This is a genomic window from Poseidonocella sp. HB161398 (assembly GCF_005870025.1).
In the GTDB taxonomy this organism is placed as follows: domain Bacteria; phylum Pseudomonadota; class Alphaproteobacteria; order Rhodobacterales; family Rhodobacteraceae; genus Mangrovicoccus.
The window spans coordinates 75,747-88,613 of the sequence record NZ_VATA01000010.1; the positions used below are offsets into that span (position 1 = coordinate 75,747).

Sequence of the window (12,867 nt, forward strand, 5' to 3'; positions counted from 1 at the left end):
GCTCTTACTGGTTTCGCCGCCCCGGCGCAAGCTGATTCTCCACAAGGCCGGGCGCGGGCGGAGCGGATGCCTCAGAAATCCTCCCAGCCGCCGTCGTCATAGCCCGGCGCGGTCGGTCCCGACGAGGGCCCGGGCGCGTTGACGGCCATGCGCTCGGGCTCCGCCGCGGCGGCGCGCTTCGGCGCGGCCGGACGCGCGGCTGGCTTGGGCTCCTCCCCGGCTTCCGGCGCGGAGTCGGGAGCCGGTGCGGGATCGGGCGCGGCCGCAGGCTCCAGACGCAGGCTCAATGCCGCCGCCCGGCCCGGGCTCAGCCGGAACTGCGCGACCGCATTGCCCAGATTGACCGCCTCGCGGGTCAGAGACTGGCTGGCCGACAGGGTCTCCTGGAAGAGCGCGGTATTCGCCTGGGTCGTGTTGTCGAGATGCGAAACCGAGGTGTTGATCTCGCCGAGGCCGACCGACTGCTCTCCGGCCGAGCGGGCGATGTCCGAGACATGGCCGGAGATCTCGGAGACCGAGGCGGCGATCTGGCGGAGCGTCTCGCCCGCCTCGCCGACCAGCGAGACCCCGCGATTGACCTGGTCGCCGCTTTCCGAGATCAGCGCGTTGATCTCGCGCGCCGCGTCCGAGGACCGCTGCGCCAGCGCCCGGACCTCCGAGGCGACGACGGCGAAGCCGCGCCCCGCCTCGCCCGCGCGCGCTGCCTCGACCCCGGCATTCAGCGCCAGCAGGTTTGTCTGGAAGGCGATGTCGTCGATCACGTGGATGATCTTAGAGATCTTGTCGGAGGACTGCTCGATCGCCCCCATCGCCTCCACCGCCTGGCGGACGACCTCGCCGCTCTGCTCCGCGGTGCCGCGGGCGTCGACCACGATCCGGTCGGCATCCTTGGCGCCCTTGGCGGCCAGCGCCACCGAGGAGGTCAGCTCCTCCAGCGCCGCCGCGGTCTCCTCAAGCGTCGCCGCCGCCTGCTCGGTCCGCTTGGCGACATCCTCCGCCGAGGTCGTGATCGCCTCGCCCTTCTCGACGATATGGCCGGAGGATTCGGAGATGCTGGCGATCACCTCCTCCAGCGTGTCCACCGTCGTGTTGAAATCGCTGCGCAGCTCCTCGTAGACGCCGTCGAACTCCTCCTCGAGACGGAATCCCAGATCGCCCGAAGCCAGGGTGCGCAGCGCCTCCGCGAGGACGCTGACCACCTGCTCCTGCCGTGCCAGCGCGCTGCGCCGCTCCCGGTCGGCCTTCTCCAGCTCCTCGGCCCGGGCCGTGTCGGCGCGGCTGCGCGCCTCCTGTATCTCCTGCTCGGCGCGCGCCTCGCGCTCGCGCTCCGCCTCTTCCTGGCGCTGCGCCTCCTCGCGCCGCTCGGCCTCGGCCGCGACCTCCTCGCGGTGGCGCGTCTCCGCCTCGGCGGCGAGCCGCGCATTCTCCACCAGCCCTTCGCGGAAGGCCTGCACGGCCCTGGCCATCTCGCCGAATTCGTCGCTGCGCGCCAGGCAGGGAATCTCGCTGTCCAGATCGCCGGAGGACAGCGTCGCCATCCGCGCGTTCAGCCGCCGGACCGGTCCCGTCACGCTGCGCGCGATCAGCACGATCGCGCAGGTCAGCAGGGCCATGCCGCCGAGCCCGACCCACATGCCGGTATTGCGCATCACCGCCATCTGCGCGTGCAGATCCTCGAGATAGGTGCCGGTGCCGACGATCCAGCCCCAGGGCGCGAAGGGCCGCACATAGCCCAGCTTGGGCACCATCTTGGCCTCGCCATCCTCGCCGAAGCGGGCGAAGCTGTAGTCGAGCTTGCCGCCGCCCTCCTCCGCGAGCGCCACGAATTCCTGGAAGACCTTCACCCCGCCGGGATCCTCGAACGCGCTCTGGTCCGAGCCGACGAGATCGGGATTGCTGCCATGGGCGGTGATCACCGAGTTGCGGTCGAGCGCGAAGAAGTAGCCGTCCCCGGCATAGCGCATGCCGTTGAGCAGCCGCCGCCCCTCCTCCCGGGCGGCCTCGGGCGAGAGCTCGCCGGCATCGACGCGCTGCTGCACGGCATCCAGGCTGAAGATCGCGGCATCGACGACGTCGCGCAGATGCGCCTCCCGCATCCGCATCGTGTTCCGCTCGGCCAGGACGTACATGGTTGCAGCCAGTGCCGCGACCGCCAGCAGAACCACGAGGACAATCGCATAGATACGGCCACTGATACGCAACCCAAACGCCGTCTTCATAGGAAGCTCTCCGAAAAAACACTCGGGGCCTGTATGAGCCGGCAGAAGTAAAGTTTGCGTTGTGGAGGCCGAACAATCCGGCCCGGCGCGCCGCCTCCCGGGCCTAGAAGCCCAGGAGTCCGCGCTGATTCCTCAAAATGTTGGTAATTCGCACCAGCTCGGCGCTGATCCCCGGCTCGCTGAGCGCATGCCCCGCATTCGGCACCAGTTTCAGCTCTGCGCGCGGCCAGGCGCGCGACAGGTTCCAGGCCGATTGCGGCGGGCAGATCATGTCGTAGCGCCCCTGCACGATGGCGCCCGGCACGTCGGCGATGCGGCCGATATTCTCCAGGATCCAGTTCGGCGAGTCGAGGAAGCCGCCATGGATGAAATAGTGGTTCTCCAGCCGCGAGAAGGCGCGCGCGTAATCCGCCGGGCTGTCATGCTGCAGCCCCTGGCTCTGGATCGAGGCCAGCGCGTTCTCCCAGGAGGCCCAGGCGCGGGCATGGCGGATCTCGACCATCGAGTCGCCGCTGAACAGCCGCTTGTGATAGGCCGCGATCAGGTCGCCGCGCTCGTCCTCGGGGATCAGCCGGACGAAGCGGTCCCAGACATCGGGCCAGAACTGCCCCGCCCCGCCGCCGTAGAACCAGTCGAGCTCCGCAGGCGTCATCAGGAAGATGCCGCGCAGCGCCAGGTAGGCCGCGCGCTCGGGATGGGTGATGGCGTAGATCAGCGAGAGCGTCGCGCCCCAGCTGCCGCCGAAGACGATCCAGCGCTCGATGCCCAGCTCGGAGCGGATCCGCTCCATGTCGGCGACCAGGTGCCAGGTGGTGTTGCTCTCCACCGAGGCATGCGGCCGCGACCGGCCGCAGCCGCGCTGGTCGAACAGGATGATCCGGTAGGCCGAAGGATCGAAATAGCGCCGCATCGCCGGGCTGCAGCCGCCGCCGGGCCCGCCATGCACGACCACGACCGGGATGCCGTCCGGCGCGCCGCATTGCTCGACATAGATCCTGTGGCCGTCGCCGGTCTCCATCATCCTCTGGTCATAGGCATCGACCGGAGGGTAGAGAAACTGGTGCGCCGTACGCTTTTGTCCTGAGACTTGCTCCATGGAGCGACTATATAGGCGACCTGAGGCCCCGGCCATAGATGGAAAACACGAAAAAGGGACACGCGGCATGAGCGATGCAGTTTCGACCGTCGATCCGCAGGAAATCGCCAAGTTCGAGGCCATGGCCGCCGAATGGTGGGACCCCTCCGGCAAGTTCAAGCCGCTGCACATGATGAATCCCTGCCGGCTGGACTACATCATCGGCCAGATCGCCGCGGAATTCGGCCGCGACCGCCGCCGCCCGCGCGCCTTCGAGGGGCTGAAGGTGCTCGATATCGGCTGCGGCGGCGGGCTCCTGTGCGAACCGCTGGCCCGGCTCGGCGCCGAGGTGACCGGCGCCGATGCCGCCGAGCGCAACATCCCGGTGGCGAAGCTCCATGCCGAGCAGTCGGGACTCGAGATCGACTACCGCCACACCACCGCGGAGGCGATCGCCGAGGGCGGCGAGCGCTTCGACGTGGTGCTGGCGATGGAGGTGGTGGAGCATGTCGCCGATCCGCAGGAGTTCCTGACTGTCTGCGCCGGCCTTGCGAAGCCCGGCGGGCTGGTCATCGTCTCGACGCTGAACCGCAACGCCAAGAGCTACCTGATGGCGATCGTCGGCGCCGAGCAGATCATGCGCTGGCTGCCGAAGGGCACGCATGACTGGGCAAAGTTCATCACCCCCGACGAGCTCTGCGCCCAGCTCTCGGAGGCCGGGCTCGATCCGGTTGACCGCAAGGGCTTCGTCTTCAATCCGCTCGGCTGGAGCTGGTCGATCTCCGACCGGGATCTCTCGGTCAACTACGTGACGGCCAGCCGCGCGCCGGGCTAGACCCGGCGCCTCCCCCTCTCCGCCCTGCGCATCGCCGGGATCCCGCCGCAGCGGCTGACTCGGCGCGCCTGCTGGTGTAGGGTGGCCCTGCCGGGATCAGGGGCGACGTGACCGCCCGCCTGCGCAAAGAGGGAGGAACACCTATGGACATGAACAGCATTTCGCAGCACGCGCTGGCGCTCTACAAGGCGCATGGCGACCGGGCGGAGGCCGAGGCGGCCCGCCACCGCAAGCTCTGCGAGCAGCGGGGCCGGACGGCCGAGGCCGAGGACTGGCGCGCCATCCGCAAGGCGATCCGCACGCTGCGCGGTCCGAACGAAAGCTGACGCGCCCCCCGCGCCTCCCTCCCGGGAGGCGCTCCGCCCTTGGCTCAGAAGGCCAGCGGCAGGAAGGCGATGAGCAGGTAGACGAGGACCAGCACCGCCAGATAGGGCAGCACCGCGCGGGTGATCCGCTCGATCGGCAGCCCCGCCGTCGTGGAGGCGACGAAGAGGTTGATCGCCACCGGCGGCGTGACCATGCCGATGGCGAGCCCGACCACGATGATGATGCCGAAATGCACTGTCCCGATGCCCAGCTGCGCCGCCAGCGGCAGGAGCATCGGCGTCAGGATGATCAGCGCCGAGGCGGTCTCCAGGAAGACGCCGGCCAGCAGCACCACCGCCAAGATGACAAGCAGCAGCACATAGGCGTTCGACGACAGCGACATCGCCGCCGTGGCGATCTGGTTCGGCACCTGCCAGCTCGACAGCGTCCAGCTCAGCACCGAGGAGGCGGCGATCACGAACATGATGACCGCCGTGGTCACGCCCGCGCGCAGCATCACCCGGTAGAGCTGGCGGAAGGTCATGTCGCGATAGACGAAGAGCGAGACGAGGATCGCGTAGTTCACCGCCACCACGGCCGCCTCCGACGGGGTGAAGATCCCCGAGAAGATGCCGCCGAGGATGATCAGCGGCGCCATCAGCCCCCAGCTCGCCGCGCGGAAGCTGCGCCAGATGGTGCGCGCATTCAGCGCCGTGCCGCGCGGATAGGCGCGCCGGTGGCCCTGGATCAGCGCCACGGCGATCAGCCCCAGCCCCATCGCCACGCCCGGCAGGAAGCCGTTGAGAAAGAGCTTCGCCACGGATTCCTGGGCGATCACCGCGTAGATGATCATCGGCACCGAGGGCGGGATCACCACGCCAATCGTGCCCGAGGCGGCAATCAGCGAGGCGGCGGCGGCCGGGTCGTAGCCCTTGCGCTTCAGCTCCGGCACCAGGCTCGCCCCGACCGCGGCGGTGGTCGCCGCGCCCGAGCCCGAGATCGCGGCGAAGAACATCCCCGCCAGCACCGAGACGATGGAGAGCCCGCCCTTGATGAAGCCGAAGAGGCTGTCGGCGAAGCCCACCAGCCGCTTCGAGATCTCGCCCTGGGCCATGATGTCTCCGGCCAGCACGAACATCGGCACCGCGACCAGCGCGAAGGAGTTGATCCCCGCGAACATCTGCTGCGGCACCACCATCAGCGGCATGCCCGAGGCATTCAGCGCCGTCATCGTCGCCGCGCCGATCACGATCGCGACCGGCAGGCCCATCAGCAGGAAGAGGACGAAGAGGCCGAGAAGCAGCAGGCTCATGCCCCCTCCTCCGCGCTATCGCCGGACAGCGCGTCCTCGGCCTCGCTGCGCTGGCGCAGCACCTCCCGCCCGGCCAGCAGCCGCAGGAGGTCGATCGCCGAGAGCCCCGCCATCAGCGCCGCGGCCAGCGGCATCACGGCGTAGACATAGCTCATCTTCAGCCGCATCGACGGCGATTTCTGGAAGCTCTGCATCTGCATATAGCGCCAGCCGATCACCGCCAGCGTCACAAGGAAGGCGATGGCGACCGCATGCGCCAGCCCGGTCAGCAGCTTGCGCAGGGGCGGCGGCAGGCTGTCGCGCAGAAGCGCGACGGCGATGTGCCGCCCCTGCTGATAGGCCAGCGCGGCACCGAGAAAGGTGATCCAGATCAGGAGGAAGCGCGCGACCTCCTCGGTCCAGCTCACGGAGGTGAAGAACACCCGCGAGACGATCTGGAGCGTGATGACCGCCGTCAGGCCCGCCATCCCCGCAAACACCACCGGACCCAGGACGATGCCCAGGCTCCGGTCGATCCACGCCAGACCTTTCAGCATCTTACTTCAGCGCCTCGCGGATGCGCGGCAGGTAGTCGCCGAATTTCTTGCCGTATTCGTCATAGACCGGCTGCACGGCCGCGGCGAAGGCGGCCAGGTCGGGCGCCTCGTTCACGGTCATGCCGGCATCCTTCAGCGCCTGCAGCTGCTCGCCTTCCAGCTCGGCATTCAGCGCGCGCTCGTATTCGGCGGCCTCCTGCGCGGCCTGCTGGACGATCGCCTGGGCTTCCTCGCCCAGCTGGTTCCATTTCGGCATGCCCATCACGAAGAGCGCCGGCGCATAGGTGTGCCGGGTCATGGTCATGTAGGTCTGGGTCTCGTTCAGCTTGAAGGAGTAGACGACATTGACCGGGTTCTCCTGGCCGTCGATCGTGCCCTGCTGCATCGCGGTCAGCGCCTCGGTCCAGGCCATCGGGATGGCGTCGGCGCCCAGGTCGCGGAACGTGTCGATATAGACCGGGTTCTCCATCACGCGGATGCGCAGGCCATCCAGATCGGCCGGGCTCTCCACCGCGTGCTGCGAATTCGTGAGGTTGCGGAAGCCGCGCTCGGCATAGGCCAGGCCCTTGAGGTTGACCTCCGACAGGCGGCCCAGCAGCTCCTGGCCGATCTCGCCGTCAAGCACTTCGTAGGCGGCTTCCGGCGAGGGGAAGAGGAAGGGCAGCTCGAACACGGCCATGTCCTCGAGGAAGTTCGAGACCGGGCCGTTGGTGATGACGCCCATGTCGACCGTGCCGATCTGCATCCCCTCGAGCAGCGTGCGCTCGTCGCCCAGCGTGGCATTGGGGAAGATGTCGACGGTGATCGCGCCGTCCGAGCGCTCGGCGACCAGTTCCTTGAATTTCACCGCCGCGGCGTGGAAGCCGTCCTGCTCGTTCACGACATGCGCGAGCCGCAAATTGACCGGCTTGATCTCGGCCAGGACGGGCAGCGCGCCTGCGCCGACGGTCGCGGCAGCCAGGACCGCTGCCTTGAAGATGCTCGCCATGTTGTTCTCCCTAGTCGTCATGCAAGTGGCGCCGCAGCGGCGCCGGCGTGGGCGCCGTCCCCCGGTTCAGTTCAAATCTTGCTCAAAATCGTGGCACGGCGCAGATTCGCAGCGGATATGGCGCATGTGTCGGCAAAGATGCAAGCCAGCCTGGCCGGATTTCTGGTCTCCGCCGCCGGATCTGCCGTCCAGCGGCGCGCGCGCCCGGCCTTGCCAGCGGCGGAGTTTCGCCGTTTGATTGCCGCGGGGAGCCAAGGGAGGACATGGGGGAGATGCCGGAAAGAGGCCGGGCGGAGCTGGCCGACCCGCTGGAGGGCGCGAGCATTCTCGTGGTCGATGACGAGCCGGGAATGCGCCATTTCCTGGTCAAGACGCTGCGGCCGCTCTGCCGCCGGGTGGACGAGGCCGCGACCGCCGCGGAGGCCGCCGAACGGCTGGCCGCGCGGCAGTACGACGTGATGCTGCTCGACAATATCATGCCCGGGCAGAAGGGACTCGACTGGCTGGCCGGGCAGCGCGAGCTGGGCGGGGTGACAGACACGGTCATGATCACCGCCTATGCCGACCTGCAGACCGCGATCGGGGCGCTGCGGGCGGGCGTGTCGGATTTCGTGCTGAAGCCCTTCCGCTCGGCGCAGATCCTCGCCGCGCTGCGCCGCTGCCTGGAAATGGCCCGGCTGCGGCGGGAGAATTTCCTTCTGCGCCGGGAACTTGGCAGTGCCCGCGCCGGAAGCGCCCGGCCCGAGCTGATCGGCAATTCGCCCGCCATCGCCGAGGTCCGCGCCACGCTGGAACGGGTCGCGCGGCTCTCGACCCCGGTGATGGTCACCGGCGCGTCGGGCACCGGCAAGGAGATCGCGGCGCGCCACCTGCACGGCCATTCCGGCCGCGGCCACGCGCCCTTCGTGCCGATCCATTGCGGCGCCATTCCCGCCGAGATGATCGAGTTCGAGCTCTTCGGCCATGCCCCCGGCGCCTTCCCCGGCGCGCAGGGCGGGCGCGAGGGGCTCCTGGCCTCGGCCTCGGGCGGGACGGTCTTCCTCGACGATGTCAGCGAGCTCGGGCCCGGCGCGCAGACCGCGCTCCTGCGGGTGCTCGAGCATGGCGTCATCCGCCCGATCGGCACCGAGCGCGAGGTCCAGCTCGACCTGCGGGTCGTCGCCTCCTCCAGCCGCCCGCTGGCCCGCGCGGTCGAGGCCGGGACCTTCCGCGAGGATCTGCTCTTCCGCATCAACGTGGTCGAGGTGCACATGCCGCGGCTCGCCGACCGCGGCGCCGACCTGATCGACCTGGCGGAGCTCTTCCTCGACGAGATCGCCGCCTCGCTGGGGCTTCCGCGGCTGGAGCTGACCGGCGCGGCCCGGGCCGCCATGCTGCGCCATCACTGGCCGGGCAACATCCGCGAGCTGCGCAATTTCGTCGAGCGGGCGCTGATCTTCGGGCGGTTCCAGCTGGAGACCCTCGCCCCGGCCGTCCCGGCGCGCGAGATCGCGCCTCTGGAGGATACCGAGCGGCGCGAGATCCTGCAGGCGCTCGACGCGCTCGGCGGCAACCGCGCCGAGGCGGCGCGGCGGCTCGGGGTGTCGCGCAAGACCATCGACCGCAAATGCGCCGCCTGGGGGCTCTGAGCCCGTGGCCCGTCCGCCCCGCATCCGGCGCTCGGTCCGGATGCGCCTCCTCGTCATCGCGTTGCTACCGATGCTGGTGCTGCTGCCGATCCTGCTCGGCGCCACGATCTGGCGCTGGTCCGACAAGATCGACGACCTGCTGGTCAACAAGGTCACCGGCGACCTGACCATCGCCGACCAGTACCTGGCGCGGCTTGTCGAGATGTCGGGCGAGCGGATCGACGCCTCCGCCCGCTCGGCCGAGATGCGCGACGCGCTGGCGGGCGAGGACGCCGCCGCCTTCCTGGAGCGCGAGCGGCAGCGGCTGGGGCTCGATTTCCTGCGCGTCGCCCATGGCGATCCGGACACCCGCGCCTGGCCGGTGGTCGCCGCCGCGCTCGGGGGCGAGGGGCAGAGCGCGGTCGACATCTTCTCGGCCGCCGAGCTCGACCAGCTGGTGCCGGGGCTGGCAGAGCGCGCGCGGCTGCCGATCGTGGCGACCCGCGGGGCGATGCCCGGCGGGCCCGCTGTCGAGACCCGCGGCATGGTCATCCACTCCGCCGCCCCGCTCGCCCTGCCCGGCGGCCGCCGCGCGGCGCTGGTCGGCGGGCTGCTGCTGAACGGCAATCTCGATTTCATCGACCGCATCAACGCGCTGGTCTACCGTCCGCAGAGCCTGCCCGCGGGCAGCCAGGGCACCGCGACGCTCTTCCTCGACGACGTGCGGATCTCGACCAATGTGCGGCTCTTCGAGAATGTCCGCGCGCTCGGCACCCGCGTCTCGGCCGAGGTCCGCGCGCAGGTGCTGGGCGAGGGGCAGATCTGGCTCGACCGCGCCTTCGTCGTCAATGACTGGTACATCTCCGCCTACGAGCCGATCCGCGACAGCACCGGACAGCGCGTCGGCATGCTCTATGTCGGCTTCCTCGAGGCGCCCTTCCGCCAGGCGCGGCTGGCCTCGATCGCGACGCTGGGCGGCGCCTTCCTGCTGATCGCGCTCCTGTCGGTGCCGATCTTCCTGCGTTGGGCCGGCCATATCTTCCGCCCGCTGGAGAAGATGACCAGCACCATCGAGCGCGTCGAGGCGGGGGACATGACCGCGCGCAACCGCCCGGCCCCGGATGGCGGCGAGATCGCCCAGGTCGCCGCGCATCTCGACGAGCTGCTCGACCGGCTGCAGGCGCGCGACCGCGAGCTGCGCGGCTGGGCGGAGCGGCTGGAGGCCGAGGTCGAGGACCGCACCCGCGACCTGCGCCGCGCCCACCGCCAGCTGGAGCGCACGACCGAGCGGCTGATCATGTCGGGCAAGCTGGCCGCGGTGGGCGAGATCACGGCCTCGGTCGCACATGAGATCAACAACCCGGTGGCGGTGATCCAGGGCAATCTGGATCTCGCCCGCGACACGCTGGGCTCCGCCGCCGATGCCGTGGAGGAGGAGTTCCGGCTGATCGACGACCAGGTCTACCGGATCGGCGTCATCGTCTCGAAGCTGCTGCAATTCGCCCGGCCCGAGGACTATTCCGGCGCGGTCCGCACGATCTCGCCCGCTGAGGTGCTGCGCGACTGCCTGGTGCTGACGCGCCACCAGATCGAGGCGGCCGGGATCGACTGCCGCCTGGAGGACGCCAGCCTTGCCGGCGTGCGCATGTCGCGCACCGAGCTGCAGCAGGTGCTGGTGAACCTGATCCTGAACGCGGTCCATGCCATGCCCGGCGGCGGCACTCTGCGCGTCGCCGCGCGCGACGTGCCGGGCGGCGCCGAGATCGCCGTCGAGGACAGCGGCACCGGCATCGCCCCCGAGGTGCTGCCGCGGATCTTCGACCCGTTCTTCACCACCAAGCAGGCCGAGGGCACCGGGCTGGGCCTGTCGATCAGCCAGCAGATCGTGAGTCGCGCCGGCGGGCAGATCACCGCCGAGAGCCGCCCCGGCGAGGGCGCCACCTTCCGGATTTTCCTGCCGGAGGCGGAAAATGCCTGAGCGGGACAGAATGCGCCATCCGGCGGCCCGCGCGGGCGGCCCGACGGACAAAATGTCCGCAAAGCCCGGCCGCACCCGCGGGCCGGCGGGCGTTATGTCCATTTAAACCATTGATATCTAATTACTTCATTCTTGACAGCAAGGCCCTTTGCCGCGCTTTCTCGCCCGGCATGCACCCGCATGCGGCCGGATGCGCCACAGGAGGACGGCGCCCCCGGTCCGGATCAGGGAGGACTACCATGAGCAACGCCCCGAGCGGTGCCCTCGGCTTCTTGCACAAGAGCCACATCGTCGCCGGCCCCGGCTTCAACCGCTGGCGCGTGCCGCCGGCATCCATCGCCATCCATCTGTGCATCGGCTCGGTCTATGCCTGGTCGGTCTTCAACCCGCCCCTGACGCGCGAGCTGGGCGTCGTCGCCTCGAGCGCCGAGGACTGGAGCCTGGGCTCCGTCGTCTGGATCTTCTCGGTGGCGATCGTCTTTCTCGGCCTCGCCGCGGCCTTCGCCGGCAAGTGGCTCGAAGAGGTCGGGCCGCGCATGGTCGGTGTCGTGGCCGCCTTCCTGTGGGGCGGCGGCTTCGTCATCGGCTCGCTCGGGATCTCGAGCCACCAGCTGTGGCTGATCTATCTCGGCTACGGGGTGCTCGGCGGCTGCGGGCTGGGGCTGGGCTATGTCTCGCCGGTCTCGACGCTGATCCGCTGGTTCCCGGACCGCCGCGGCATGGCGACGGGCATGGCGATCATGGGCTTCGGCGGCGGCGCAATGATCGCCGCGCCGGTCAAGGGCTGGCTCCTCGACCTCTATTCCCGCGCGCCCGACTTCCTCGGCGCCGCGGACACGGTCGCCACCACGGTCGAGAACGGCCGGGTCTTCGCCGAGACCGCCACGGGCCGCGCCGAGGTGGTGATCGCCACCGCCCAGCAGGCCGCGCCCTTCGGCGGCGAGGCCGGGGTCTATGTCATCGGCACCGGCAATACCGGCGCGGCCGCGACCTTCCTGACCCTCGGCATCGTCTATTTCGTGGTGATGCTGCTGGCCTCCTTCCAGTACCGCGTCCCGGCCGAGGGCTGGCGTCCCGAGGGCTGGGTGCCGAAGCCCGCCGCCTCGGGCATGGTCTCGCAGAACAACGTCCATATCGACCAGGCGCTGAAGACGCCGCAATTCTGGCAGCTCTGGGTGATGCTCTGCTTCAACGTCACCGCCGGGATCGGGGTGATCGGCGTCGCCAAGACGATGATGAGCGAGATCTTCGGCTCGGTCATGCCGCTGGTCGTCACCGCCGCCTTCGCCTCGACCTACGTGCTGATGATCTCGGTCTTCAACATGGTGGGGCGGTTCTTCTGGGCCTCGACCTCGGACTATATCGGGCGCAAGGCGACCTATATGTGCTTCTTCGTGCTCGGCACGCTCCTGTACCTGTCGATCCCGTACTTCGCCTCGACCGTGGCGACCAACCCGTCGATGATCTACCTGATCGGCTTCTACGCCGCGACGATGATCATCTTCTCGATGTATGGCGGCGGCTTCGCGACGATCCCGGCCTATCTGGCGGACATGTTCGGCACGATGCATGTCGGCGGCATCCACGGGCGGCTGCTGACCGCCTGGTCGACCGCCGGGGTGCTGGGCCCGCTGGCGATCACCTCGCTGCGGCAGATGTCGGTCAGCAACGCCATCGCCGACCTGGCGGGGCGGATCGACCCCGCCGCCTTCGCCGAGCGCTTCGGCGCACCGATCGCCCAGCTCGACCAGCTGGTGGCGGCCAAGACCGTGACCATCGCCGGGCTGATGGAGATCGCCCCCGCGGGCACCGTCGATCCGACGCCCTCGCTCTACAACACCACCATGTACTGCATGGCGGCGCTGCTGGTCGTGGCCTTCTTCGCCAATCTCTTCATGCGGCCGGTGCGCGAGCATCACCACCATGACGAGCCCGAACTGCAGGCAGTTCCGGTCGAATGACCCTCGCGGGGCGCTCCGGCGCCCCGTCCCCGGTTGATGCCGGCGCCCAG

10 protein-coding genes are annotated in these 12,867 nt (G+C 69.5%); 5 read left to right on the plus strand and 5 right to left on the minus strand.

What is annotated here, in order from left to right; translation table 11 throughout:
* Positions 1–71: 71 nt before the first annotated feature.
* Both FGX59_RS10365 and pip read right to left on the minus strand, forming a co-directional pair.
* Entirely contained in the window at positions 72–2,219 is a 2,148-nt protein-coding gene (locus tag FGX59_RS10365; RefSeq protein WP_138466461.1) for a methyl-accepting chemotaxis protein, read from the minus strand.
* Positions 2,220–2,322: 103 nt separating this feature from the next.
* The gene (pip, locus tag FGX59_RS10370; RefSeq protein WP_138466462.1) at positions 2,323–3,315 is read right to left on the minus strand and encodes a prolyl aminopeptidase; all 993 of its coding nucleotides are present in this window, start codon (positions 3,313–3,315) and stop codon (positions 2,323–2,325) included.
* Positions 3,316–3,382: 67 nt separating this feature from the next.
* Here pip and ubiG point away from each other — a divergent pair, with 67 nt between their 5' ends.
* The gene (gene ubiG, locus FGX59_RS10375; RefSeq protein WP_138466463.1) at positions 3,383–4,129 is read left to right on the plus strand and encodes a bifunctional 2-polyprenyl-6-hydroxyphenol methylase/3-demethylubiquinol 3-O-methyltransferase UbiG; all 747 of its coding nucleotides are present in this window, start codon (positions 3,383–3,385) and stop codon (positions 4,127–4,129) included.
* 149 nt (positions 4,130–4,278) lie between these two features.
* Positions 4,279–4,455 carry a hypothetical protein gene (locus FGX59_RS10380; protein WP_370295925.1) on the plus strand — a complete coding sequence of 59 codons (177 nt, stop codon included), beginning with the start codon at positions 4,279–4,281 and terminating at the stop codon, positions 4,453–4,455.
* Between the two features lie 44 nt (positions 4,456–4,499).
* Here the strand turns inward: FGX59_RS10380 and FGX59_RS10385 are convergent, their stop codons facing one another.
* The 3 genes from FGX59_RS10385 to FGX59_RS10395 are packed head-to-tail and all read right to left on the minus strand — an operon-like array spanning position 4,500 to position 7,271.
* Positions 4,500–5,747 carry a TRAP transporter large permease gene (locus FGX59_RS10385; RefSeq protein WP_138466465.1) on the minus strand — a complete coding sequence of 416 codons (1,248 nt, stop codon included), beginning with the start codon at positions 5,745–5,747 and terminating at the stop codon, positions 4,500–4,502.
* A complete protein-coding gene (locus FGX59_RS10390) occupies positions 5,744–6,283 on the minus strand; it encodes a TRAP transporter small permease (RefSeq protein WP_138466466.1) in 540 nt (179 codons plus the stop codon). The genes FGX59_RS10385 and FGX59_RS10390 overlap by 4 nt, the downstream gene beginning before the upstream one ends.
* A 1-nt stretch (position 6,284) precedes the next feature.
* Entirely contained in the window at positions 6,285–7,271 is a 987-nt protein-coding gene (locus FGX59_RS10395; RefSeq protein WP_138466467.1) for a TRAP transporter substrate-binding protein, read from the minus strand.
* Positions 7,272–7,543: 272 nt separating this feature from the next.
* Here FGX59_RS10395 and FGX59_RS10400 point away from each other — a divergent pair, with 272 nt between their 5' ends.
* The 3 genes from FGX59_RS10400 (at position 7,544) to FGX59_RS10410 (ending at position 12,817) form a co-directional block, all read left to right on the plus strand.
* Positions 7,544–8,899, plus strand: a complete 1,356-nt coding sequence (locus tag FGX59_RS10400) for a sigma-54 dependent transcriptional regulator (RefSeq protein WP_138466468.1) — start codon at positions 7,544–7,546, stop codon at positions 8,897–8,899.
* A 40-nt stretch (positions 8,900–8,939) separates the two neighbouring features.
* Entirely contained in the window at positions 8,940–10,856 is a 1,917-nt protein-coding gene (locus tag FGX59_RS10405; RefSeq protein WP_138466469.1) for a cache domain-containing protein, read from the plus strand.
* 239 nt (positions 10,857–11,095) lie between these two features.
* Positions 11,096–12,817 carry an OFA family MFS transporter gene (locus tag FGX59_RS10410; RefSeq protein ID WP_138466470.1) on the plus strand — a complete coding sequence of 574 codons (1,722 nt, stop codon included), beginning with the start codon at positions 11,096–11,098 and terminating at the stop codon, positions 12,815–12,817.
* The last annotated feature ends 50 nt before the right edge of the window (positions 12,818–12,867 follow it).

What these genes read in the sequence shown, in the direction of transcription:
- FGX59_RS10365 (WP_138466461.1), bottom strand. Translation starts at nt 2,219, where the DNA reads ATGAAGACGGCGTTTGGGTTGCGTATCAGTGGCCGTATCTATGCGATT.
- pip (WP_138466462.1), bottom strand. Translation starts at nt 3,315, where the DNA reads ATGGAGCAAGTCTCAGGACAAAAGCGTACGGCGCACCAGTTTCTCTAC.
- ubiG (WP_138466463.1), top strand. Translation starts at nt 3,383, where the DNA reads ATGAGCGATGCAGTTTCGACCGTCGATCCGCAGGAAATCGCCAAGTTC.
- FGX59_RS10380 (WP_370295925.1), top strand. Translation starts at nt 4,279, where the DNA reads ATGAACAGCATTTCGCAGCACGCGCTGGCGCTCTACAAGGCGCATGGC.
- FGX59_RS10385 (WP_138466465.1), bottom strand. Translation starts at nt 5,747, where the DNA reads ATGAGCCTGCTGCTTCTCGGCCTCTTCGTCCTCTTCCTGCTGATGGGC.
- FGX59_RS10390 (WP_138466466.1), bottom strand. Translation starts at nt 6,283, where the DNA reads ATGCTGAAAGGTCTGGCGTGGATCGACCGGAGCCTGGGCATCGTCCTG.
- FGX59_RS10395 (WP_138466467.1), bottom strand. Translation starts at nt 7,271, where the DNA reads ATGGCGAGCATCTTCAAGGCAGCGGTCCTGGCTGCCGCGACCGTCGGC.
- FGX59_RS10400 (WP_138466468.1), top strand. Translation starts at nt 7,544, where the DNA reads ATGCCGGAAAGAGGCCGGGCGGAGCTGGCCGACCCGCTGGAGGGCGCG.
- FGX59_RS10405 (WP_138466469.1), top strand. Translation starts at nt 8,940, where the DNA reads ATGCGCCTCCTCGTCATCGCGTTGCTACCGATGCTGGTGCTGCTGCCG.
- FGX59_RS10410 (WP_138466470.1), top strand. Translation starts at nt 11,096, where the DNA reads ATGAGCAACGCCCCGAGCGGTGCCCTCGGCTTCTTGCACAAGAGCCAC.